A 22,237-nucleotide genomic window follows, 5' to 3' on the forward strand; every position below is an offset into this window, starting at 1 on the left:
CTCGCGGCCGAACAGCGCAACGGGCTGCGCGGGTCAGCCGACCCGGCCGAAGATGAGCGAGGTGTTGACGCCGCCGAAGGCGAAGTTGTTGCTCATGACGACGCCGACCTCGATGTCGCGGACCTCACGCACGTAGTCGAGGGCGGCGCAGCGGGGGTCGACCTCGACGAGGTTGCGCGTGGGCGCCAGGAAGCCCTCGCGCAGCATGGCGACCGAGAAGGCGGCCTCGATCGGCCCGCAGGCGCCCATGGTGTGCCCGGTGTAGCTCTTGGTCGAGGACACGGCGACCGGGCGGCCGAACACCTCGCGCGTGGCGTTGCTCTCGGCCACATCGCCGATGTCGGTGGCGGTGCCGTGGGCGTTGACGTAGTCGACGCGGTCGGGGGCGAGGCCGGCGTCGCGCAGCGAGCGGCGCATGGCCTCGCGCATGCCCTGCTCCGACGGGGCGGTGATGTGGAGGCCGTCGCAGTTGGTGCCGTAGCCGAGGATCTCGGCGTAGATGGTGGCGCCGCGGGCCTTCGCCCGCTCGTACGACTCGAGCACGACGGTGGCGGCGCCCTCGCCGACGACCAGGCCGTCGCGCTTGGCGTCGAACGGGCGCGGGCTGAGGTCCGGCCGCTCGTTGTAGTTGGTCGAGGTGGCGAACATCAGGTCGAAGGTGACCGCGGTCGTGTAGTGCATCTCGTCGGCGCCGCCGGCGACCATGACGTCCTGCAGGCCGTACTTGACCGCCTCGTAGGCGCTGCCGATCGCCTGGGCCCCGCTGGCGCAGGCGGAGGTGACCGGGACCACGCGCCCGCGGATGCCGAAGAACTGGGCCAGGTTGGCGGCGCAGGTGTGCGGCATGAACTTGAGGTAGCTGGTCGACTGCAGGCCCTTCATGCTCATGGTGGTGAGCAGGGTGGTGCAGAACTCCGCCAGCGCCTCGGACGAGCCCGAATTGGAACCAAAGGACAGGCCGGTGGCGCCCGAGCCGAGGGTCTCCTCGTCGATGCCCGCGTCGGCCAGCGCCTGCTCGGCGCTGTAGGCCGCCAGCAGGGCGACGCGGCCCATGGTGCGGACCTTCTTGCGGTGCCAGCGACGCTCGAGCTCGAGGCCGCTGACGACGCCGGCGAGGCGGGTCCGCATCTCGCCGACGCGGTCCCACCCCGGCATGGCGACGATGCCGTGCCGCCCGCTGCGCAGCGAGGCGGTGGCCTCGGTGAGGTTGTGGCCGATCGGGCAGGCGATGCCGACGCCGGTGATGACGACGCGACGCGGGTTCATGACGCAGGCTCCACGAGGTCGGGGCGAGCGGCGGCCGCGAACTCGGCCGGGTCGCCGCGGAGGACGGTGACGGCGCCGCTGGCGAGGCGCTCGTCGCCGCGCGACAGCTGACAGTGGTACTGCGCCACCGGGCCGCTGGCCCACTGCTCGCGGCAGTGGACCCGCAGCTCGTCGCCGACGCGCAGGTGCGAGACCTCGAGCTCGAGGTCGCGGACGCCGAGCAGCAGGCCGCGGAACGGCCCGGCGTCGCCGCCGCGGGCCTTGTAGGCGAACATCGCGGCGACGGCCTGGGCGAAGTACTCGACGGCGAGCAGCGAGGAGGCGCGCTCGCCGGTGACGAACGGCGCCCCGGCCCGCACCGTGGCGCTGCAGGTGACGGACTGGACCTCGATCGCCGTCATCGCGTCGAGCAGCAGCATCGGCGGGCGATGCGGCAAGATCTCGGCGAGCGGCGGGAAGGCCACGGACCCGTCACTCCTGGGTCGGCGGCACGCTGGCGCTGGCGAGCTCGGACTCGACGAGGTTGACGATGTCCTCGACGGTGCGGATCTTCCGCGCGACCTGGACGTCGATCCGGCGGCCGGTGACCTCGTGCAGCTCGACGAACATGTCGATGGCGTCGATGCTGTCGAGGTCGAGGTCCTCGAAGAGCCGGGATTCGGGGCGGATGTCGTTCGGGTCGAGCTCGAAGCTCTTGACCAGGATCCCGACGATCCGATTGTAGATTTCCGCGCGCGTCATGCTGGGGGTCGTGGGGCGAATGGTACTTGCAGGGTCGAAAGAGGTAAAGGCGCTCGCGCCGGCCGGGTTCCGTGAGGCCGGACCTGGAGCCCGGGCCCGGCGCCGGACCCGGAGGGCCGTGAACGCCGGCTCGGCGGGCCGGGGCGTGCAGCGGCCGGCTCAGGCGAGGGGGTCTTGGAGCATGAATTCGTAGAGCGGCAAGGTGGGAGCCTCGCGCTGGGGGACGACTCCCAGCTCCTGCAAGATGGCGAGGCCGCGGTCGCGGGTGCCGTTGAAGATCGCCTCTGTGGTGCGCATCACCTGCCGCCGCGGGCGCGGCGCGAACATGTCGTCGACGAAGTCGACCAGGTCGAGCTGGTAGCAGAATTGACCGAGGTTCTTGCGGTAGTAGCCGCCCCGCGCGTGCATCTCGCGCTCGATCTGCTTGAAGAAGCGGGCGAAGTTCTCCAGGCCCTGGAGCACGAACTCTTTGCGCCGCAATTCGCCCTTCAGGTAGCGCAGGTCGAGGTGCTGGTCGGTGAAGAACGGCGCCGCCCACAGGTTGTAGTAGCAGGCGATGTCGAAGTCCCACTTGAGCTTGAGCAGCTCGTAGCTGCCGAGCACCGAGTAGAGGTCGCGGTAGAGCAGCACGGTGGCGGCGAACCGGAACTGCATGAACTCGTCGTAGGCGTCCGAGCGCTCGGCGATGTCGGCGCGGCTCTCGCCGGCGGCGTCGCGGGCGATGGTGTCGACGATGAAGTCGCTCTCGATGGCGATGAAGTCGCTGCCCGGGCTGTAGAAGGGGTCGGTGAAGGCGGCGGCCTCGCCGAGGAGGAACCACCGGTCCTCGCCGCGGAAGAACCGCTTGGTGCCGTAGGCCAGCTGCTTGTACGAGAGGATGTCGATCAGCTCGGCCTGGCCGCCGCGCAGGAGGTCCCACACGGCCCGGTGGCCCTTGAGGAACTCGAGGAAGCCCTCGGGCTTGCGCCACGCGTCGCTGAACTGGGCCTTCTCGCCGACCCAGCCGACGCTCATGACGTCCTGGCCGAGCGGGATGAACCAGATCCAGTAGCCGGGGTAGCAGAAGTGGGTGGTGCTGAGGAAGCGCGCGGTGTTCTGCACGCGGGCCCGGAATTCGGGCGGGCCCATGTCGTCCATGTCGGCGTGGCCGCGGAACCGCCCCCACACCGCGCTGATCGGCAGGTCGGTCGGGACGCGCAGCTCCTGGTCGCGGGCGACCAGGCTGGCCCGCCCGCTGGCGTCGATCAGCCACTTGCAGCGCCACCGCGTCTGCTGCTCGCCCTCGGTGACGGTGAACTCGTGCGTCCCGGGGCCCGCTTCGGGGCTGCTCGGCGCGAGCGTGAGGTCGTGGGCCTTGGCGCCGACGTGGATGTCGACACCTGCCTCTTTGTTCATGCGCAAAAGGTCAGTCTCGAGGCGGGCCCGGTCGAGCTGGAACGAGGGCAGGCGCAGCAGGTGGCGGCTGCCGAGCTCGGTCATGCTGAACAGGTCGGCGTCCTTCGCGGGGGTGTCGAAGAAGAAGCGGAGGCCGTTCTTGGGCAGCTGGTGCTGGTAGAGGTACGAGGTGAGGCCGAGCCGGCGGGTGAAATAATTGCCGGCGATCTCGACGGAGGACTCGCCGACCTTGAACGAGCCCTGGGTGCTCTTCTCGAACAGGGCGACCGAGAGGCCGGGGACTTGCCGACGAAGTTGACGGGCGATCAGATTGCCTGCGAGACCGCCGCCCAGCACGGCGACGTCGACGGTACGAGCTGCTTCCACAAGGCCTCCGGGAGGTGATGACATAGCCGATGGACGGCGCCGGCGCTCAAGACTGCGACGCGGCCGCCGTGGCAAAGGTCATGACGCCGACGGTGCAGGCCTGACCTTCGCGATCGATCTGGAAGTGCACCCGGGGCGGCTCGGCGTGCTCGCGCTCGAGGGTGAGCTGCAGCGCGTCGCCGGGGCCGATCGGCTGCTTGAATTTGAGCCTGCCGACCCTCGTGGGTTCGCCGAGCTCGGGCCACAGCGCGCGCACCTGGTCGAGCACCAGGGCGACCAGCTGGGCCACGCCGGGCAACAGCGGCGAGCCGGGGAAGTGGCCCTCGAAATAGAGGAGGTCGGCGGGGACGCCGACGGCGAAGGTCGCGCTCTCGCCGCCGGCGGTGCTGTCGCGACGCAGCAGCTCGAGGTCGAAGCGGTCGCGCATCAGCCGAGGTCGCCGAGGCCGATGACGTCGGCCATGGTGTAGAGGCCAGGCGCCCTGCCGGCGACCCAGCGGGCGGCTCGCAGGGCGCCGCGGGCGAAGATCGCCCGGTCGAAGGCGCGGTGGGTCAGCTCGAGGCGCTCGCCCTCGGCGAGGAACATGAGGGTGTGCTCGCCGATCGAGTCGCCGCCGCGGACGGCGGCGACGCCGATCTCGCCGCGCTCGCGCGGGCGGGCCTGCTCGCCGGCCCGGTCGGTGCGCATGACGCCCTCGAGCTCGCGGCCGGTGGCCTTGGCCACGGCCTTGGCGATCCGCAGGGCGGTGCCCGAAGGGGCGTCGCGCTTGTGGCTGTGGTGGATCTCGAGCAGCTCGGCGTCCCAGCTCTCGCCGAGGGAGCCGGCGACGAGGCCGGCGATCTTGGTCAGCAGGGTCACGCCGACGCTGAAGTTGGCGGCGCTGACGATGGCGATCTCGCGCGAGGCGGCGCGCAGCAGCTCGCGCGTCGACTTTTGCAGGCCGGTGGTGCCGAGCACCAGCGGCACCCCGGCCTCGACGCAGCGGCGGATGTTGGCGTCGGTGGCGGGGGCGAGCGAGAAGTCGACGACGACGCTGTTGCGGCGCGGCCTGAGGTCGTCGACGACGGTCACGCCGATGTCGTGCAGGCCGGCGAGGCGCCCGGCGTCCTGGCCGAGCCCGGCGCCGCCCTCGCGGTCGACGGCGGCCTCGAGGATCAAGGAGTCGCTGAGCACGATCTCGCGGATGAGAGTCTTGCCCATGCGCCCGCGGGCGCCGACGATGCTGATGGGGACGAGGCGTTCGGTCGTCATGGCGGTCTGGGGCTGGCTTTGAGGACCTGTCTCGAAGAGCAGGCGAGCTGGCCTTGGGGACCTGTCGCTCAGGACAGGAGGCCGAGGGTGCGGAGGGTGTCGGCGAGGGCCAGGCCCTCGCGGCTGGTGGGGTCGATGGCGACCAGCGGGAGGCGGAGATCGCCGGCGCAGCGGCCCTGGAGGGCGACGGCGGCCTTGACGGGGATCGGGTTGGGCTGGCCGAACAGGGCCCGGGCGAGCGGGTAGTGGCGGTCGTGCACGGCGCGGGCGTCGTCCCAGCGGCCGGCGGCGGCGGCGTCGCACAGCCCGGCGACCCACTGCGGGGCGACGTTGGAGGTGACCGAGATGACGCCGTGACCGCCGAGCGCGAGGAAGGGGAACACGGTGAAGTCGTCGCCCGAGAGCAGGGCGAATTGCGGGCGCTGGTGCAGCAGCTCGCGCAGGCGCGCGGCCCGGTTCAGGTCGGCGGTGGCCTCCTTGATGCCGACGATGCCGGGGATCGCCGCCAGCTCGGCGACGGTCTCGGCCTGCAGGTCGACGCCGGTCCGGCCGGGCACGTTGTAGACGACCACCGGCAGGCCGCTGGCCTCGGCGACGGCGCGGAAGTGGGCGACGAGGCCGGCCTGGGTCGGCCTGTTGTAGTAAGGAGTGACCTGCAGCGTGCCGTCGGCCCCGGCGGCCTTGCAGGCGCGCGCCAGCTCGACGGCCTTGGCGGTGTCGTTGGCCCCGGCGCCCGCGAGCACGGGGACGCGCCCGCGCGCGGTCTTGACGACCAACTCGACGACGCGGAGGTGCTCGGCCACGCTCAACGTCGAGGCCTCGCCGGTGGTGCCGCACGGCACGAGCCCGTGGATCCCGGCGGCGATCTGCGACTCGGCGAGGGCGACGATCGCCGGCTCGTCGAGCTCGAGCGCGCCGCCGCTGCTGCGCCGCATGGGAGTGATCAGGGCGGTGAGGGCTCCGCGGAACATGAGCGGGCGGACACTAGCACAGGCTCGCAGGAGCGCGCGCGTCCGCCGGGCGCAGGGGCCCGCCCGCGCGCCGCCGCGTCCGCGACCGCGCCGACGGGCGCGCCCGAGCGCGACGGTGCGGGTCCGGCGACGCTCAGGCGCCGGGTGGGGTCGGCCAGGAGATCGCCTCGTGGACGGCCAGGAGCTGCAGACCCTCGGCGCCGAGGCGGGCGAGACACAGGCTGGCGCTGGCGGGGCTCGGGCGCGCGCCGCCGGCGATCGGGAAGGTGTGCTCGCCGGCCTCGCTGCGGCAGCGGGTCGAGGTGACGGTGACGCTGGTGCGCCCCGGGAGGGCCGGGACCGGGCGGAAGACGGCGGCGATCAGGTGCAGCGCGGGGTCCAGGGGGGCGTCGTGCCAGCGGACGACGACGCCGCTGCCGGGCTGGAAGGCGGCGTAGAGGCGCGCGCGCGAGCGCTGGGCCAGGCGCTCCACCAGGGCGAGGGCGTGGCCGTGGAACGGATCGGCCGCGAGGACGCGCGCGACCACCCGGCGGGCCTGCTCGAGGTGGTCCTGCTGCATGTACAGCTGCGCGAGCGTGGCGCTGACGAGGGCGGGCGCTTCAGACATGGTCGTCGTCCCAGGTGGAGGCGGCGCCGAGGACGGCGCGGGCGAGCCAGTCGGGGGTGAGGAGGGGCCGCGCGACCTCGATGTCGCGGGCGATCTGCTCGACCAGGGCGGCCGCCGAGGGGAAGCGGGCCTCGTCGCGCAGCCGCGCCGCGAAGGCGACCTCGACCGGGCGGCCGTAGAGGGCGTCGCCGAGGTCGACGTCGAGCGCGTGGACCTCGAGGGTGCGGGCCAGGCCGGCGCCGAAGGTCGGGTTTTGACCCAGGTTCATGACGGCGGGCCAGAGGGTGCCGGCGTCGCGGTCGGGGGTGACGAGCGCGAGCGCGCCGGCGTAGACGCCGGGGGGCGGGAGGAGCGGGTTGTGGACGCCGACGTTGGCGGTCGGGAAGCCGAGGCCGCGGCCGCGGCGGGCTCCGGGGACGACGGGGCCCTCGACGCTGTAGGGGCGGCCGAGCATGGCCGCGGCCGCGCTCAGGTCGCCCTGCACGATCGCGCGGCGGATCGCCGAGCTGCCGAGCTTGGCCCGCGTCGGGTCGGACGGCAGGCTCACCTCGGCCACGATTTCGGTGGCGACGCCGGCCGGGGCCAGGAGGCGGCGCAGGTCGTCGGGGCCGCCGGCCCGGCCGGAGCCGAAGCGGAAGTCGGGGCCGACGACGACGGCGCTCGGCCGCAGGCCGGCGAGCAGCAGGTGCTCGACGAAGGCGTCGGGCGAGGTGTCGGCGAGGGCGCGGGTGAACGGCAGGACGACGAGGCTGTCGACGCCGAGCGCCGCGGCGACCCGGGCGCGCTGGTCCGGGGTCTGGAGGCGGGGCGGCGCGCGGTCGGGGGCGAGGAGCTGGGCGGGGTGCGGCTCGAAGGTGACGAGGGCCACACGGGGCGCGAGCCCGGCGGCGCGGCGGAGGAGCGCCTGGTGGCCGAGGTGGAGGCCGTCGAAGGCGCCGATGCACGCTGCCGTGCCGGGCGGGAGGGGCGAGGGCTGCCGCAGGAGGCGCATGGGCGACCGGCGGCGAAGCTAGCACGCGCGCGGGGGCGCGGAGCGCGGGCGGCGCGGGGCTTGGCTCACGCGCGACGGCGCCGGGACGGCGTCGCCGGTGGCGAGGCCGAGGTCCCGTGCAGTGGAAGCGGTCGTGGCGGCGAGAAGGTGTAGGGTTGGGACATGCCGCGGATGTCGTTCGGTCTCTGGTTGGTCCTCGTGCTCGGCTGCGGCGAGTCCGCCCGCGAGGTGTACACGCAAGGGATGAAGGCCGAAGGCGAGGCCGAGCGCGGGCCGTGCAAGCTGGTCTTCGATCCGCAGCTCGGGGAGAACGTGATCTCCGCCGACCAGATCCAGAGCTGTCTCAAGGGCCAGGAGGAGGCGCTGGCGCTGTACGACAAGGCGGCGGGGCTCGGGCTCAAGGACCTCGACTTCGAGCGCACGCACGAGCAGGCGCGCGAGCGGGCCAGGCGACTGCAGGGGATGTTGACGACGCTGCGGGAGCTCGAGCAGCCGGAGTATCCCGGCGGCAAGGCGCCGTAGCGCGGGACTCGCTGCCGTCGCGGCTCAGGGCAGGGCGCCGCCCTCGATCCAGCGGACGATGGCCAGCATCTCGTGGTAGGGCAGCGGGGCCTCGGGGGGCATCGGGGCGCCGCGGACGCCGTGGAGGGCCTGGCCGTCGTCGTCGCGCAGGAGCACCTGCACCAGGAAGCTCTCGGAGGGGCGGCGCGGGGCGACCATGGGGAAGCCGGTCGACTGCGGATGGGTGGGCAGGACCAGGCCGGCGAACGCGTCCTGCGGGGAGGACAGGTCGAGGCGCTCGTAGGCGAGGTCGTCGGGGTCGCGGTGGCAGCTGCAGGCGGGGTTGTTGGCGGCGAACACCTGGCCGGGCGCGAACAGGTCGGTGAGGGTCGGGGCGGGCTCGGGCGGGTCGGCCTTGTCGTCGTCGCCGGGCTCGCGGACGTAGAACTGGAGGATGAAGAGGGGGCCGGCGTCGTCGGCGACCCACCCGGGGGTGCCGACGTCGAGCTGCTCGCCGGCCCAGCCCACGGCCGAGGGGGCCAGGCGGACGCGGTGGAGCACGCCGGGGACCAGCGGCTCCTTGGCGCGCAGCGAGACGACGCTGCCGGGGCACCAGGGGGCGTCCGCGGTGCCGCTGCGCTCGCCGGGCGGGCGCCAGGCGAACAGCTGCAGGTCGAGCTGGGTGTCGAAGATGACGAGGCCGGAGCGCAGCGAGGCGTCGAGGTCGTCGAGGGCGCGGGGGTCGAGGGTGCCGGAGAAGCAGAAGTCGATCTGGGCCCCGGGAGGCACGTCGGTCGCCATGGGGCCGGGGATCGTCTCGAGGATCTCGAGGCGCTCGGAGATCGGCTCGAAGCGCGGCGTGTCGCTGACGCGGGTGCAGGCGAGGGCCGCTGCGAGGGCGATCCCGGCGGCGAGGCGGGCGGCCGGGCGCGCGGAGAGCGGTCGCTCGCGGCGGGACGACATCGGCCTGCAGCGTACCCGTCGGCGACCGGGAGAGCCAGGAGGGCTTTTCCCCACGGCGTGCAGGGACTCCGGTCGCGGTCCAGCGAAGGCCGAAGCGGCGTGCAGGGCGGCTGTGCCAGGGCCGGGACCGCGGAGGTCGGCTTGTTGACCCTTTGCGCCGGCCCCTGGTATCGTCGCGGCGATTTCGGCAGTCGCCGCGCCCGCCCGGGCAACCCCGGCTCCATCGGCCCACATCGGGCCCACGAGCGCCGGCCCTAACGACCCCTCCACCGACGCCTGCCACGATCTCGAACCAGGGAGCCTTCTGGTGCTGCGAACAACGCGATTCGTCAAGCTGATCCCCATCGTCGTCGCGGCCGCGTGTACCGCGGGCTGTGGACCCTTTGGGTACCTCAAGAAGGTGGCCAAGGAGTCGACCCGGGCGGTGGCGGACGCCGAGGCGGCAGGCGCCGAGGAGAACGCCCCCTATGAGTACTGGGGCTCGGTGACCTACCTGGAGCAGTCGAAGATCTTGATGGGTTACAGCGAATACGAGCGCTCGTTCGACTACGGCGAGCGGGCCAAGCAGCTCGCCGAAGAGGCGAAGAAGAAGGCCGAGATGCGGCGCAAGGGGCAGATGGACCAGCGCGCCGAGGGCGTCGCGACCCCCGACGAGCTGCCGGCCGGTGCCGACGGCGATGCGAGCGGTGACGCGAAGGCGAGCGGCGACGCGAAGGCGAGCGGCTCGACCGATGCGGGCGGCGCCAAGGGCGAGGTCAAGGCCGGCGTGTCGGTCGGAGGTGGCAAGTGAACCGCCTTACAGTTTGTGTTGTCGCCACGGTGGCGAGCTCGTTCGTCGGGCTCGGGTGTCTCGGCGAGCGTCTGCTCGGCAAGGTCCAGGGCACCGACACGGTGCTGCAGGGCGCCATCGCCGACGGCTCGAAGACGATCGGCTGCGCGCCCAAGGAGACGGCGATCGCCGAGGCGAACATCCGCTTCTCGCGCGACGCGCTGGGGATGGGCGAGTACTACCGCGGCAAGGACCACGCGGAGAAGGCCGAGCTGTACACCCAGCTGGCGCGCAAGAAGACCGACCCGGTGCGCTGCAAGGACCCGAACGTGGTCAGCCGGCCGCCGCCGGGCGCCAACGACCGCGACTGGGACGGCTACGACGACATCGCCGACAAGTGCCCGGACGAGCCGGAGGACTTCGACAGCTTCGAGGACGACGACGGCTGCCCCGACAAGGACAACGACAAGGACGGGGTCCTCGACGCGGACAAGCTGACGAAGGACGAGGCCCGCAAGACCTACACCTGGTCGAGCAACGACAAGAAGACGGAGAACGGCCGCGAGGTCGACTGTCGCAACGAGCCGGAGGACGTCGACCAGTTCGAGGACGAGGACGGCTGCCCCGACCCGGACAACGACCGCGACACGCTGCTCGACGTCAACGACAAGTGCCCGAACGACCCCGAGGACTTCGACAGCTTCGAGGACGAGGACGGCTGCCCCGACGTCGACAACGACAAGGACAAGGTCCTCGACGCGGCCGAGCTCGTGCGCAACGCCGACGGCACCTACAACTGGGTCAACAACGACAAGAAGACCGAGAACGGGGTCGAGGTCGACTGCCGCAACCTGCCCGAGGACTACGACGGGGTCGAGGACGAGGACGGCTGCCCGGACGTGCTGAAGATCGACAACTGCCAGATCAAGCTGAGCGACAAGATCTACTTCAAGTTCAACAAGTGGGACATCGACCCGAAGAGCTTCAAGGTGCTCGACGAGGTCAAGGACACGCTCAACGCTGCGCCGGACATCAAGATCTTCATCGAGGGTCACACCGACAGCAAGGGCAGCAACAAGTACAACAAGGATCTGTCGCAGAAGCGCGTCAACAGCGTGCGCGACTACCTGGTCAAGGCCGGCATCGACACCGCCCGCCTCGAGCCGGTCGGTTGGGGCGAGGAGAAGCCGATCGACGACAACAAGACCAACGAGGGCCGCGCCAACAACCGCCGCGTGGAATTCAACCTCAAGGACTGCAAAAAGACCATCCAGTGATCGGCGCCGCGCGCCGAGCCCCCTGGACACCCAACGCCGGCGCCGAGCCGGCGTTCGGCTAGAAGGAGCCCGAGACCCAGTGCGAACGCAGACCTACGTCCGTCCTAGCCTTGTCGGCCTGCTCTCCGCGGCTCTGTCGCTGGCGGTGTTCCTGTCCGCAGGGACAGCCTTCGCAGACGCGCGCGACGACCTCAAGGCGGCCTACAACAAGGCGCTCGGGCAGTACAACAACCTCGAGCTCGACCCGGCGCTCGCGGGCCTCGACCAGGCGCTGGCCGGCGCCACGGCGGACGACCCGGCGACGGCGCCGCTGCGGATGCTGCGTGCGGTCATCATCTTCTCCAACTCGGGCGACAAGAACGCGACCACGGCGGCCTTCGTCGACGCGGTCAAGGCCGACTACAACGTCGCCATCCCGACCGAGCTGCGCTCGCCGGACGTGCAAAAGCTGCTCGACAAGGCGCGCAAGGACTCGGGCGCGTCGGCGCCGACCGAGGCGGTGCGCCACACCTCGCCGTCGACCGACGCCTGCGGCCAGGACCTCCAGTTCGAGGTGGTCGCCTCCGGCATCCCCGACGGCGGCCAGGTCGCGCTGTACTGGCGCGTGCAGGGCGACACCGGCGAGTTCAAGTCGGTGACGATGGACTCGTTCGGCAACATCGCCACCGCCCAGGTGCTGGCCTCGGAGCACGGCGACAAGCCGGTCGAGTACTTCGTCTACGTCTACGACGCGGGCAACAAGGCGCTCGGCAACAAGGGCGCGCAGGACAGCCCGCTGGTGGCCGAGGTCAAGTGCGTCAAGGAGGAGCCGAAGGCCAAGGAGCCGGAGAAGCCGCCGCCGCCGAAGCACTCGCTGCCCAAGATCTTCATCAACATCGGCCTCGGCACCGGCGTCGGCGTCGCCCGCGGCGTCGCCGACCAGAGCTACAGCCAGTACGACCCGCAGGGCAACTTCAACTACGGCCTCAAGGAGTTCGCCTGCGCGCTCGCGCGGTGGAGCTCCGGCACCAGCGACCTGCCGGGCGACCCGATCCAGTACCAGACGCAGATGGGCCCGACGGTGATGGCCTACGGCGGCCCGTACACCATCGACCAGCTGGCCACCGCCTACAACGCCGGCGAGTGCGCGGCCCACCACAAGGTCAGCACCGGCATGGCCTCGGCGCCGTTCCACATCGCCCCCGAGATCGGCGGCCGGATCGGCAAGAAGCTGGTGCTGTCCGGCTTCCTGCGCATCCAGGCCGTGACCGGCTCCAAGGTGTACCGCGACGACCCCAAGGCGTCGTTGCCGGACTCCTACATGAACGACGTCACCAACCCGAACCCGGAAGGCATCCGCGGCAAGCCCGGCATCACCATGGCCGGCGGCCTCAAGATCAAGTACTTCCTCGGCTCGGACGAGAAGAAGTTCCGCCTGTTCGTCGGCGGCTTCCTCGGCGGCGGCTTCACCCGCCTGCGCGTGCCCATGGGCTTCGCCAACGACCGCAACGGCAACAGCGTGCCCGACGACAAGGAGGCCGCGTTCGAGGGCGCGGGCCAGTGCACGGCCGTGTGGCCGTACAAGTACAACTGCGGCGACCCGGGCTCGATGGAGAGCCAGGGCGCGATCCAGCAGGCCGCCACCGTCACCGCCAACGCCGACAAGTCGCAGCGCATCGACACCGTCCGGATCGGCGGCGGCCTCCTCGGCGGCGTGTTCGGCTTCCACTGGCAGGCCGCCAAGCACTTCGGCCTGTTCGGCGAGCTCCAGGTCGGCGTGTGGTTCCCGCGCACGACCAGCCTCCTCATCGACCTCAACGTCGGCCCCGTCATCACCTTCTGAGGGCGAGGGCCGCCGGCGCAGAGGACCTGCTCGATGGGGCAGGTCCTCACGGACAGGTCAGCGCAGCAGCGGGGCGGCCAGCGCCACCGCGCTGGTGACCGCGAGCGCGACACACATGGCGTAAAGGACCTGTGCGATCCGCCATGTCCTCACGGACAGCCACTCGAGCGCCGCGGCCTCCTCGAGCTCGGCCAGGCGGCGCAGCGTGGCGGGCAGGTCGCCGCCGCCCTCGGCCGCCTGGACCGCGCGGGCGAAGCCGGCGGGCAGGCCGACCTCGGCCAGGGCGACGCCGAGGTCGCCGCCCTGCGCGACGCCGGCGCGGGCGCGCTGGGCCGCCTCGGCGAGCTCGCGGTCGGCCGCCTCCCAGCCGGCCAGCTCGAGCGCCAGCTGGCGCGGCGCCTCGGCGCCGACCAGCAGGGCCAGCGCGCGGGCGAAGCGGGCCAGGGCCAGCCGCCGCAGCGCCTCGGACAGCCCGGCGGTCAGCGCCAGCGCCCCGGCCCGCAGCCCGCGCGAGGCCGCCAGCGCGGCGCCGGTGAGGACGAGCAGGGCGGAGATCGCAGCTGTCCCGAGAGACAGCCAGGGCGCGAGCGCCAGGACGTCCGCCGCGGCACCGGTCGGCACGAGGTCGAGTCGGCGGTAGAGCCCGCCCGCGGCGGGGATCAGCACCATCGCCAGCGCCGCGCCGGCGCCGAGCAGCGTCGCCGCGGCCAGGGTCACGCGCGCGACCGCGGACCGCACGGCCGCCTGCGCGGCCTCGGCGGCGCTCAACTGGTCGATGAGCGCCGTCAGCGTGACCTCGAACAGCCCGCGCGCGTCGGCCTCGCCGAGGGCCCGGGCCGCCAGCGCGCCGAACGTGGTCGGGTGCTGCGCGAACGCCTCGCCGACCCCGGCCCCCGACTCGACCGCGAGCTGGGCGGCGTGCAGCGCCCGCGCGATCGCGCCGCGGCTGCTGCGAGCCCCGAGCTCGAGCGCCTCGGCGGCCCCGACTCCGGCTGTCCGCAAGACCAGGAATTGGCGCAGCGCCGGCAGCAGGGCCCGGGCCGGGGCCTCGGGGAGGCGGGGCGCGCCGCGGCGGCTGCTGCGGTCGACGCGGGTGACCCGCAGGCCGCGGCGGCGCAGCGCCTCGATCACGTGGACCTCGTCGATCCCGGCCAGCTCGCCGCCGCGGATCTCCCCGGCGCTGGTGCGAGCCTCCCACACGAACAGCGGCATACCTGTCCCTTGGGTCAGTCGGTCGTCGCGCGCAGGACCTCGTCGAGCGAGGTCGTGCCGTCGACGACCCGCAGCAGCCCCGCGAGCCGCAGCGGCCGCATGCCGAGCCGCACCGCCTCGGCGCGCAGCTCGGCCACGCCGGCGCCGTCCGTGATCCGCTCGCGCAGCGCCTCGCCGATCGGCATGACCTCGAAGATCGCCGTGCGCCCGCGGAAGCCGCCGTGGCAGGCCTTGCAGCCGCGAGCCCGTCGCGGCGAGCCGTCGCGGGCGACGACCGGCGGGACCCCGGCGTCGACCAGGCGCTGGACGCTGCAGCTCGGGTCGGGCTCGGCGCACTCGGGACACAGGCGGCGGACCAGCCGCTGCGCGATCACCAGGGACGTCGCGGCGGCGATCATGTGCGGCTCGACGCCGAGGTGCACGAGCTGGATCAGCGCCGCCGCGGCTTCGCCGGCCGGCAGGGCCGCGAGCACGCGCCGACCGCCGGCGGCCGCCTTGGCGCACAGCTCGGCGGTCTCGAACTCGCGCAGCTCGCTGACCATGACGATGTCGGGGTCCTGCCGCAGCACCGCGCGCACGGCCGCGGCGGGGCCGAGCCCGAGCTCGGGGTGGACCTGCACCTGCGAGACGCCCTGCAGGTGATACTCGACCGGATCTTCGACGGTGGCGATCCGCACGCTGTCGGCGGTGAGCTCGCCGAGCGCGGTGCACAGCGTCGTCGAGCGGCCGGCGCCTGCGAGCCCGGCCACCAGCACGAGGCCGTGCGCGCGGTGCAGGGCGGCCCGGACCTGGCGCAGCGGCTCGCCGTCGAGGCCGAGGCGCGCGAGGTCGGCCGGCAGCGCCGCGCGGTCGAGCAGGCGCAGGCGCAGCGCCTCGCCGAACACCGTCGGCAAGGTGACCACGTGGAACGCGACCTCGCGCTCCTTGCCGGCCTTGAAGCGCAGGCGCCCCTCGAGCGGCTGGCGGCGGTCGCCGACGTCGAGCCCGGCCTGCTGCTTGAACTTGCCGATCAGCGACGCGCCGTAGCCGAGCGGCGGGTCCATCTCGTGGTAGAGCGCGCCGTCGATGCGGTAGCGGACCCGCATGCCCTTCTCGTACGGCTCGATGTGGATGTCGGACGCGCCCTTGGCCAGCGCGTTGCGCAGGATCGCCTCGCACAGGCGCCCGGCCATCGACTGCTCCGGCTCCGACAATTGCGGCGGCGGCCGCTCGCGCTCCGGCAGGCTCACCGCCGGCTCGAGCCCGAGCCCGCCGAGCACCTCGCCGTAGGGCGCCGCCATGTCGACCTTGTCGTAGTAGCGGGCGATCGCCGCCTCGATCGCCGGCTCGAGGCTGACGACCGCGTCGATGTTGAGGTTGGTGTGGAACTTGAGGTCGTCGATCGCCAACATGTTGTTGGGATCGGCCATGGCGACGATGAGCTTCGAGCCGGCGCGCTGGACCGGCACCGCGAGGTGGCGCACGGCGATCGACTTGTCGACGGTGCGGATGACCGAGGGATCGATCTCGTGGGTGGCGAAGTCGAAGTAGGGGACCTTGAAGTGCTCGGCGAGGAAGCCGGCCAGCTGGCGCTCGCTGATGAAGCCGAGCTTCAGCAGGATGGTCGTCAGGCGCTTGCCGAACGCGCGCTGCTCCGACTGCGCCCGCTGGAGCTGCGGCAGCGAGATCAGGTCTCGATGGACCAGTAGTTCGCCGAGTCGGTCTGCCATGCGGGCTCGGCCGACGCCGGCGGGCGCGGCCAGGGCGGAAAAGCCTACAGCCCGCCGCCCGGCCCGCCAAGCGAGGAAACTTTCGCGGCGCCTCGCGCCTGTCCTTCGCAATACGGTCCCAGGGGCGAGACGCCGCCGTCCGGCCGCGACGGCGCCACCGGCTCCATGGCCCGGGGACCTGTTTTTTTCGCCACGTCGTGGCGCTATCGCCTATTCTCCGCGGCCGCCATGCCACCCAACGACGGCCGTCCGCTGCGCACTCGCCCCGCCACTCGCCCCGCCGAACCCTCGCGGCCGCAGCGTCGCGGCGGCGGCGGCGGCGGCGGTGCCGGTGCCGAGGCGCCGCCGCGGCGCAGGACCCAGGGCGGCCACCCGCGACCTGCAGTTCGCGGCCCGCACGTCAAGGTGCCGCACGAGGTGGCTCGCCTGTTGCGCGCCGGGCACCCGTGGGTGTTCCGCAACGCCGTCCTGCGGCCGCTCGCGCTGCCCGAGGGCGCCGTCATCCCGGTCATGGACCTCGACGGCTACCTCATCGGCCACGGCCTCCACGAGCCCGAGGGCGCGATCGCCATCCGCATGGTGAGCCTCGCGCCCGAGTTCGAGTGGAACGAGGCCGAGATGCTGGCGCGCGTGCGGGCCGCGGTGCGCCGCCGCGGCAGCGGCGTCCCGGCCGAGGCCTGCCGCCTGATCCACGCCGAGGCCGACGGCTTCCCCGGCCTCGCCGTCGACCGCCTCGGCAGTTACTTGCTCGTCTACAAGTACGGCAAGATCGCCGAGACGTACCTCGACGCGCTGGTGCCGATCCTCGAGCAAGAGCTGAAGCCGGCCGGCATCTACCTCCAGGACCGGATCCGCGGCGTCACGCCCGACGACCGCCGCCCGCCCGCGTTCCACCTCGCCGGCAAGGCCGCGCCGCCCGAGGTCGAGGTCGACGAGGATGGCCTCAAGTTCCTGGTCGATGTGACAGCCCCGGTCTCGCCCGGGCTGTTCCTCGACCTCCGCGAGGGCCGGCGCCTGTTCGAGGCGTGGTCGCGCGGCCGCAGCGTGTGCAACCTGTTCAGCTTCACCGGCGCGTTCGGCCTGCGGGCGCTCCGTGGCGGCGCGACCTCCGTCACCCACGTCGACGCGGCCGCCCGCAGCCACGCGCGCTGCCGCCAGAACCTCGGCGCCTCGAAGATGGACCCCGAGGCGATCGAGGCGATCACCGGCGACGCGTTCGCCCTGCTCGAGAAGTTCCGCCAGCGCGGCCGCGTGTGGGACCTCGTGATCGTCGACCCGCCGCCGTTCTCCAACGTCAAGGGCAGCACCTTCAGCGCGCTCAAGGACTACGGCGAACTGATGCGCGCCGTCGCCGGCGTCGTCGGCCCCGGCGGCCACGTGCTGGCGATCAGCAACGCCGTCCGCCTCGGCGAGGAGGAGTTCCTGCTGGCCGTCGGCGAGGGCGTCCACGCCGCCGGCCGCGCCGCCCGCCTGGTCGGCGAGTGCGGCCTCCCGCCCGACTTCCCGGTGCCCCCGGCCTTCATCGAGGGCCGCTACCTCAAGATCAAGCTGCTGCAGTTCGACTGAGCCGCCGCGGCGCCGCGCGCATCAGTTCGACTGCCCGGCAGCCCGCGTCGGCGCCCGCAGCTGCAGCCGCCGCGACGCTCGCGGCTGCTGCCCGCGGATGAACACGAACACGAGGCTAGCGCGCCGAAATTCGCGCGCAACTTCGCGCGCACGCTACGGCGAGGGCAGGCGGTCGGCGTAGCTCGCGTAGATATCGGCGAGGTCGGCACGGATGGCCGCGAACTCGCGGGCGATCGCCCCGGCGTCGCTCATCGGCCGCTTCGGCGGCTTGCGCCGGGCGGAGCGGCGCGGGCGGGGTTCTTCGGGCGGCTGGAGCTCGAGGATGGAGGCCATGCCCGCCAGGATTCCGCGGAGCGACATGCCTCCTTCTATACGCCGCCGGACCCGTCGAGCCAGCCCGCGGGCCGGATCTGCGCAAAGGCCGTCCACTTCGCTTGCGCGAAGCGCGCGAAATCGCACGCAGGAACGGCCGAGCCTGCGGGGGCTCGCGGCCGCGCGGATCGATTATTCTCCCCCGCCCATGCAGCGGCCCATTCGCGCTCACGAGATCCGCAGCCGATTTCTCAAGTACTTCGCCGACCGCGACCACGCCGTCGTGCCGTCGTCGTCGCTGGTGCCGGCCAACGATCCGACGCTGCTGTTCACCAACGCGGGGATGGTGCAGTTCAAGGACACCTTCCTCGGGCGCGACCCGCGGCCGTACAAGCGGGCGGTCAGCGTGCAGCGGTGTCTGCGGGCCGGCGGCAAGCACAACGACCTCGACAACGTCGGCTTCACCGAGCGGCACCACACGCTGTTCGAGATGCTCGGCAACTTCTCGTTCGGCGACTACTTCAAGCAGGACGCGATCCGCTGGGGCTGGGAGTTCTTGACCGAGGAGCTCGGCATCCCGGCCGATCGTCTGGTCGTCAGCGTCTTCAGCGGCGAGGGCGAGTCGGCCCCCGCCGACGACGAGGCCTACGAGCTCTGGACCGCGCATGTCCCGAAGGACAGGATCTACCGCTTCCCCGCCAAGGAGAACTTCTGGGCCATGGGTGCGACCGGTCCGTGCGGGCCGTGCTCGGAGATCCACATCTTCCACGGCGACAAGGCCCCGCCCGACGCCGGCGTCGCCGGTCGCGGTCCGGCCTACGAGGACACCCGCTACACCGAGCTGTGGAACCTCGTGTTCATGCAGTACGAGAAGTTCGACGACGGGCGGTTGGTCCCGCTGCCCAAGCCGAGCATCGACACCGGCGCCGGCCTCGAGCGGCTCGCCTCGGTGCTCGAGGGCGTCGGCAGCAACTACCGCACCTCGCTGCTGACCCCGCTGGTCGACCTCGCCAAGCGGCTCGCCGGCGCGCCCGCACACGATCTCGGGGCCGGAGAGGCGCCGTTCCGCGTGATCGCCGACCACGCGCGCGCCACCGCCTTCCTGATCGCCGACGGCGTGTTCCCCGACCGCGGCGACCGGCCCTACGTGCTGCGCCGGATCATGCGCCGCGCGATCCGCTTCGGCGAGAAGGTCGGGCTCGAGGACCTGTTCTTCCACGAGGTGTGCAAGAAGGTCGTCGAGGAGTTCGGCGAGGCCTATCCCAACCTGGTCGAAAGGGCAGCCACGATCGACGAGGTCGTGCGCGGCGAGGAGGAGAGCTTCCGCCGCACCTTGAAGCGCGGCCTGCGGCTGTTCGAGGGCGCCGTGTCCGAATTGCCCGCCGGCGAGACCGCCTTCCCGCTCGCCGTCGCCGCCGAGCTCTACGACACCTACGGCCTGCCGATCGACCTCACCGGGATCCTCAGCCGCGAGAAGGGCCTGACGCTCGACGAGGAGGCCGTCAAGCAGGAGGTCCAGGCGCGCCAGAGCGCCGGGTCCGCGGCCGCCAACCTCGGCGGCGGCGACAAGGCGATCGACAACCTCTACTTCCGCTTCAAGGAGAAGTTCGCCGGCGCCGCGAGCTTCACCGGCTACAGCGAGCTCAGCACCCGCGGCAACGTGCTCGCGCTGGCCGTCGGCGGCGTCGAGAAGACCGCCGCGCAGGTCGGCGACGAGGTCGAGTTCATCACCGACGCGACCCCGTTCTACGGCGAGAGCGGCGGCCAGGTCGGCGACACCGGCATCGCCGAGGGCGACGGCGTGCGCGTCGAGATCTCCGACACCATCAAGCCGACCGGCGACCTCCACATCCACCGCGGCAAGGTCACCCGGGGCGCGCTCGAGGTCGGCCGGCTCGTCACGTTGACCGTCGACGGCGCGCGGCGGGCCGCGATCCGCCGCAACCACAGCGCGACGCACCTCCTGCATCACGCGCTGCGGGCGGTGCTGGGCACCCACGTGGCGCAGAAGGGCTCGCTGGTCGCGCCCGACCGGCTGCGCTTCGACTTCTCGCACCCGCGCCCGATCACCCCCGAGCAGCGGCAGCAGATCGAGCGCATCGTCAACGAGATGACGCTCGCCAACGCCGACACCGACACGCGCGAGATGAGCCCCGGCGACGCCAAGAGCGCCGGCGCGATCGGGCTGTTCGAGGCCAAGTACGGCGAGCAGGTGCGCGTGGTCCGGATCGGCAGCGACAGCGTCGAGCTGTGCGGCGGCACCCACGTGCACCGCGCCGGCGACATCGGCCTGTTCGCCATCGTCAGCGAGGTCGGCATCGCCCAGGGCGTGCGCCGGATCGAGGCCGTCACCGGCATGAACGCGCTGCGCCACCTGCAGGACACCGTGAAGATCCTCGACGAGGCCGCGGGCGCCCTGCACGCCAGCGGCCCCGGCGACGTGATGGACAAGCTCGGCCGGCTGCAGGCGAGCGCGCTCAAGCGCGAGCGCGAGATCGGCGAATTGCAGCGCAAGCTCGCCGTCGGCGGCGGCGGCTCGACCGACACGATCGCCGAGGTCGGCGGCGTCAAGCTGCTCGCCAAGGTCGTCGCCGTCGCCGATCCCAGGGCCCTGCGCGAGGCGGCCGACACCCTGCGCGATCGCCTCGGCTCCGGCGTGATCGTCCTCGGCGCCGAGAAGGACGGCAAGGCCTCGCTGCTGGTCGCGGTCACCAAGGACCTCGCCGGAAAGGTGCACGCCGGCAACCTCATCGCCGCCCTCGCCGCACATGTCGGCGGGCGCGGTGGGGGCCGGCCCGACCTCGCGCAGGCCGGGGGTCCGAACGCGTCGGGCCTGCCCGCGGCCATCGACGCCGCCTCCAGCGCCCTCGCCGCGCAGCTCGCCTGAGCCGCGCCGGCGCCGGCTGCTGTGTTACCGTGAGCGAGCATGCAGCTCGCCGATCTGCTCGTGCGCGAAGGCTACTCGTCGAGGGACGTGCCGGCCCTGCTCTCGTGGGCGCTCGCGCGGGCCGACGCGCTGCTGCAGACCATCGACTCCGACTCGCCCGTCGGCGTGCTCCTCGACGGTCTTCCGAGACATGTCGTCAAGGACAGCCCGGTGGTCGCCCGCGGCAGCGTCGACCACAACAGCAGCCGCAGCAGCAGCGACGACGACCTCGCGGCCGACGAGGACGTCGTCGACGAGCTCCCGGTCGACCTGCGGCGCGCCGTCACGGCCGCCACCACGTCGTCGCCGCAGCCGGCCGCTCCGGCCTACGTCGACGACGACCCCGACTCGGGCTTCGGCGGCTTCGCGCGCTTCCAGTCGCTCTTGAAGCTCAACCGGCCGTACCCGTACCGCAGCCAGGAGCCGGTCGCCGACGAGCGGCCGACGCTGGCGCGGAGCTTCGCGCTGGCGGGCGAGCGGGAGGCCGACCGTGTGCAGCCGTCGTCGCCGCCCCCTGACCTCTCGGCGACCCTGCCGCTGGCGGCCGCGCTCGGGATCAGCAGCGAGGAGTCGGCCGCGCTGGTGCTGGGGATCCCCGACGAGGACACGGGCGAGCACTCCGGCCTCAGCGCCCTGTTCGACCCCGACGCCGGGCCCGACATCGTCGACTCGCTGCCGCTGTCGATGGCGCCGCGCATGTCCTCGAGCTCGCGCACCAGCGCCTCCGCGGCCGGCTTCATCGACGACGACGACGTGCCGCTGCCGACCGTCCGTCGCGGCACCGGCACCGCGAGGATGGCGACGCTGGTGGACGACGACGACGCGCCGCTGCGCTCGCCGGTGAGGGACGACGACGACGAGTCGATGTCGTCGCGGCTGGTGGACGACGACGACGTAGCGCTCCCCGATCCCTCGCCCCTGATGGACGACGACGAGTCGCCGCTCGGCAGCGGCGCGCTGCTGGACGACGACGATCTCCCGCTCGGCGCCGGGCTGACGGACGACGACGACGAGGTGCCGCCGCCGCCGCCGCGCCACGGCGCGCTGGTCGAGCACGAGGGCGGTCCGCCGCCGGTGCGCCTCGCCGCCTCGTCGCTGCTGGACGACGACGACGACGTCCCGCCGAGCAGCGCCCCGCCGCCGACGATCGCCACCGAGCTGGACGACGACGAGACGATCGCCGAGCCGCTGCGCACCCGCGACACCCCGCCGATGCCCGGCCTGCCGGCCATCGACATCGACGCCGAGAACGGCGCGCCGGTGCTGCGCCACCGCACCCCCAAGAAGAAGGTCGTCGAGCTCGGCGCCCCGGTCGCCAAGCCGCGCGGCGGCTCCGGTGCGAGCGCCGTCAGCCCGCGCGGCCCCGGCCCCAAGCCGCCGCCGCCGCGCAAGCCGCCGCCGCCGCCGGCCCGCAAGCCGCCGCCGCCGCCGGTCGACGACGACATCCAGGAGCTGAGCCGCGTCGAGCTGATCGAGGACTTGCCGTCCTACCTGCGCGACGACGACGAGTGAGTCCGGGTTGCCCGGACGGACATGACCTCCCGGGCATGTCCTCGACAGCATGTCCATCCGGACATGCTGTCAGAAGCATG

General features: G+C 72.7%; 20 protein-coding genes. 7 read left to right on the forward strand and 13 right to left on the reverse strand.

Annotated features, from left to right (window positions below; translation table 11 throughout):
- Positions 1-33 precede the first annotated feature (33 nt).
- From K7C98_RS18170 to ribF, 9 genes are all read right to left on the reverse strand, one after another.
- Positions 34-1,266 carry a beta-ketoacyl-ACP synthase gene (locus K7C98_RS18170; RefSeq protein WP_224192952.1) on the reverse strand — a complete coding sequence of 411 codons (1,233 nt, stop codon included), beginning with the start codon at positions 1,264-1,266 and terminating at the stop codon, positions 34-36.
- Positions 1,263-1,730 carry a hypothetical protein gene (locus tag K7C98_RS18175; RefSeq protein WP_224192953.1) on the reverse strand — a complete coding sequence of 156 codons (468 nt, stop codon included), beginning with the start codon at positions 1,728-1,730 and terminating at the stop codon, positions 1,263-1,265. The genes K7C98_RS18170 and K7C98_RS18175 overlap by 4 nt, the downstream gene beginning before the upstream one ends.
- A 7-nt stretch (positions 1,731-1,737) precedes the next feature.
- Positions 1,738-2,007, reverse strand: a complete 270-nt coding sequence (locus tag K7C98_RS18180) for an acyl carrier protein (protein WP_224192954.1) — start codon at positions 2,005-2,007, stop codon at positions 1,738-1,740.
- A 159-nt stretch (positions 2,008-2,166) separates the two neighbouring features.
- Positions 2,167-3,768 carry an NAD(P)/FAD-dependent oxidoreductase gene (locus tag K7C98_RS18185; protein WP_224192955.1) on the reverse strand — a complete coding sequence of 534 codons (1,602 nt, stop codon included), beginning with the start codon at positions 3,766-3,768 and terminating at the stop codon, positions 2,167-2,169.
- Positions 3,769-3,814: 46 nt separating this feature from the next.
- Complete coding sequence (locus tag K7C98_RS18190) at positions 3,815-4,195, reverse strand: hypothetical protein (protein ID WP_224192956.1); 381 nt, start codon at positions 4,193-4,195, stop codon at positions 3,815-3,817.
- The gene (dapB, locus tag K7C98_RS18195) at positions 4,195-5,019 is read right to left on the reverse strand and encodes a 4-hydroxy-tetrahydrodipicolinate reductase (RefSeq protein WP_224192957.1); all 825 of its coding nucleotides are present in this window, start codon (positions 5,017-5,019) and stop codon (positions 4,195-4,197) included. Before dapB ends, K7C98_RS18190 begins: the two co-directional genes overlap by 1 nt.
- Before the next feature lie 68 nt (positions 5,020-5,087).
- Positions 5,088-5,990, reverse strand: a complete 903-nt coding sequence (dapA, locus tag K7C98_RS18200) for a 4-hydroxy-tetrahydrodipicolinate synthase (RefSeq protein ID WP_224192958.1) — start codon at positions 5,988-5,990, stop codon at positions 5,088-5,090.
- A 133-nt stretch (positions 5,991-6,123) separates the two neighbouring features.
- The gene (locus K7C98_RS18205; protein ID WP_224192959.1) at positions 6,124-6,597 is read right to left on the reverse strand and encodes a tetratricopeptide repeat protein; all 474 of its coding nucleotides are present in this window, start codon (positions 6,595-6,597) and stop codon (positions 6,124-6,126) included.
- Positions 6,590-7,588 (reverse strand): riboflavin biosynthesis protein RibF, encoded by a 999-nt coding sequence (gene ribF / locus K7C98_RS18210; protein ID WP_224192960.1) that lies wholly within the window; start codon positions 7,586-7,588, stop codon positions 6,590-6,592. The genes K7C98_RS18205 and ribF overlap by 8 nt, the downstream gene beginning before the upstream one ends.
- Before the next feature lie 162 nt (positions 7,589-7,750).
- On the opposite strand from ribF, the gene K7C98_RS18215 reads away from it, so the two are divergent.
- Positions 7,751-8,110 (forward strand): hypothetical protein, encoded by a 360-nt coding sequence (locus K7C98_RS18215; protein WP_224192961.1) that lies wholly within the window; start codon positions 7,751-7,753, stop codon positions 8,108-8,110.
- A gap of 24 nt (positions 8,111-8,134) precedes the next feature.
- On the opposite strand, the gene K7C98_RS18220 is transcribed toward K7C98_RS18215, so the two are convergent.
- Positions 8,135-9,052 carry a hypothetical protein gene (locus K7C98_RS18220; RefSeq protein ID WP_224192962.1) on the reverse strand — a complete coding sequence of 306 codons (918 nt, stop codon included), beginning with the start codon at positions 9,050-9,052 and terminating at the stop codon, positions 8,135-8,137.
- A gap of 307 nt (positions 9,053-9,359) precedes the next feature.
- Between K7C98_RS18220 and K7C98_RS18225 the strand changes: the two genes are divergently transcribed.
- From K7C98_RS18225 to K7C98_RS18235, 3 genes are all read left to right on the forward strand, one after another.
- Positions 9,360-9,842: a DUF4398 domain-containing protein gene (locus K7C98_RS18225; RefSeq protein ID WP_224192963.1), complete on the forward strand. Its 483-nt coding sequence runs from the start codon at positions 9,360-9,362 to the stop codon at positions 9,840-9,842.
- Positions 9,843-9,871: 29 nt separating this feature from the next.
- Positions 9,872-11,098 (forward strand): OmpA family protein, encoded by a 1,227-nt coding sequence (locus tag K7C98_RS18230; protein WP_224192964.1) that lies wholly within the window; start codon positions 9,872-9,874, stop codon positions 11,096-11,098.
- A 79-nt stretch (positions 11,099-11,177) separates the two neighbouring features.
- Complete coding sequence (locus K7C98_RS18235) at positions 11,178-12,920, forward strand: hypothetical protein (protein WP_224192965.1); 1,743 nt, start codon at positions 11,178-11,180, stop codon at positions 12,918-12,920.
- A gap of 57 nt (positions 12,921-12,977) precedes the next feature.
- On the opposite strand, the gene K7C98_RS18240 is transcribed toward K7C98_RS18235, so the two are convergent.
- Both K7C98_RS18240 and K7C98_RS18245 read right to left on the reverse strand, forming a co-directional pair.
- A complete protein-coding gene (locus K7C98_RS18240; protein WP_224192966.1) occupies positions 12,978-14,132 on the reverse strand; it encodes a type II secretion system F family protein in 1,155 nt (384 codons plus the stop codon).
- A 14-nt stretch (positions 14,133-14,146) separates the two neighbouring features.
- Entirely contained in the window at positions 14,147-15,841 is a 1,695-nt protein-coding gene (locus K7C98_RS18245) for a GspE/PulE family protein (RefSeq protein ID WP_224192967.1), read from the reverse strand.
- Positions 15,842-16,069: 228 nt separating this feature from the next.
- Here K7C98_RS18245 and K7C98_RS18250 point away from each other — a divergent pair, with 228 nt between their 5' ends.
- Complete coding sequence (locus K7C98_RS18250) at positions 16,070-17,407, forward strand: class I SAM-dependent rRNA methyltransferase (RefSeq protein ID WP_224192968.1); 1,338 nt, start codon at positions 16,070-16,072, stop codon at positions 17,405-17,407.
- 153 nt (positions 17,408-17,560) lie between these two features.
- Here K7C98_RS18250 and K7C98_RS18255 read toward each other — a convergent pair whose 3' ends face one another.
- A complete protein-coding gene (locus tag K7C98_RS18255) occupies positions 17,561-17,767 on the reverse strand; it encodes a hypothetical protein (RefSeq protein ID WP_224192969.1) in 207 nt (68 codons plus the stop codon).
- Positions 17,768-17,927: 160 nt separating this feature from the next.
- Here K7C98_RS18255 and alaS point away from each other — a divergent pair, with 160 nt between their 5' ends.
- Both alaS and K7C98_RS18265 read left to right on the forward strand, forming a co-directional pair.
- The gene (gene alaS, locus K7C98_RS18260; protein ID WP_224192970.1) at positions 17,928-20,606 is read left to right on the forward strand and encodes an alanine--tRNA ligase; all 2,679 of its coding nucleotides are present in this window, start codon (positions 17,928-17,930) and stop codon (positions 20,604-20,606) included.
- A 39-nt stretch (positions 20,607-20,645) separates the two neighbouring features.
- Complete coding sequence (locus tag K7C98_RS18265) at positions 20,646-22,157, forward strand: hypothetical protein (RefSeq protein ID WP_224192971.1); 1,512 nt, start codon at positions 20,646-20,648, stop codon at positions 22,155-22,157.
- The last annotated feature ends 80 nt before the right edge of the window (positions 22,158-22,237 follow it).

The sequence above is a fragment of the Nannocystis pusilla genome (assembly GCF_020073745.1).
Classification (GTDB): Bacteria; Myxococcota_A; Polyangia; order Nannocystales; family Nannocystaceae; genus Nannocystis; species Nannocystis radixulma.

Coding starts and splice junctions, on each gene's coding strand:
- K7C98_RS18215 (WP_224192961.1), top strand. CDS start 7,751: ATGCCGCGGATGTCGTTCGGTCTCTGGTTGGTCCTCGTGCTCGGCTGC.
- alaS (WP_224192970.1), top strand. CDS start 17,928: ATGCAGCGGCCCATTCGCGCTCACGAGATCCGCAGCCGATTTCTCAAG.
- dapB (WP_224192957.1), bottom strand. CDS start 5,019: ATGACGACCGAACGCCTCGTCCCCATCAGCATCGTCGGCGCCCGCGGG.
- ribF (WP_224192960.1), bottom strand. CDS start 7,588: ATGCGCCTCCTGCGGCAGCCCTCGCCCCTCCCGCCCGGCACGGCAGCG.
- K7C98_RS18220 (WP_224192962.1), bottom strand. CDS start 9,052: ATGTCGTCCCGCCGCGAGCGACCGCTCTCCGCGCGCCCGGCCGCCCGC.
- K7C98_RS18245 (WP_224192967.1), bottom strand. CDS start 15,841: ATGGCAGACCGACTCGGCGAACTACTGGTCCATCGAGACCTGATCTCG.
- K7C98_RS18180 (WP_224192954.1), bottom strand. CDS start 2,007: ATGACGCGCGCGGAAATCTACAATCGGATCGTCGGGATCCTGGTCAAG.
- K7C98_RS18205 (WP_224192959.1), bottom strand. CDS start 6,597: ATGTCTGAAGCGCCCGCCCTCGTCAGCGCCACGCTCGCGCAGCTGTAC.
- K7C98_RS18265 (WP_224192971.1), top strand. CDS start 20,646: ATGCAGCTCGCCGATCTGCTCGTGCGCGAAGGCTACTCGTCGAGGGAC.
- K7C98_RS18190 (WP_224192956.1), bottom strand. CDS start 4,195: ATGCGCGACCGCTTCGACCTCGAGCTGCTGCGTCGCGACAGCACCGCC.
- K7C98_RS18170 (WP_224192952.1), bottom strand. CDS start 1,266: ATGAACCCGCGTCGCGTCGTCATCACCGGCGTCGGCATCGCCTGCCCG.
- K7C98_RS18255 (WP_224192969.1), bottom strand. CDS start 17,767: ATGTCGCTCCGCGGAATCCTGGCGGGCATGGCCTCCATCCTCGAGCTC.
- K7C98_RS18250 (WP_224192968.1), top strand. CDS start 16,070: ATGCCACCCAACGACGGCCGTCCGCTGCGCACTCGCCCCGCCACTCGC.
- K7C98_RS18240 (WP_224192966.1), bottom strand. CDS start 14,132: ATGCCGCTGTTCGTGTGGGAGGCTCGCACCAGCGCCGGGGAGATCCGC.
- dapA (WP_224192958.1), bottom strand. CDS start 5,990: ATGTTCCGCGGAGCCCTCACCGCCCTGATCACTCCCATGCGGCGCAGC.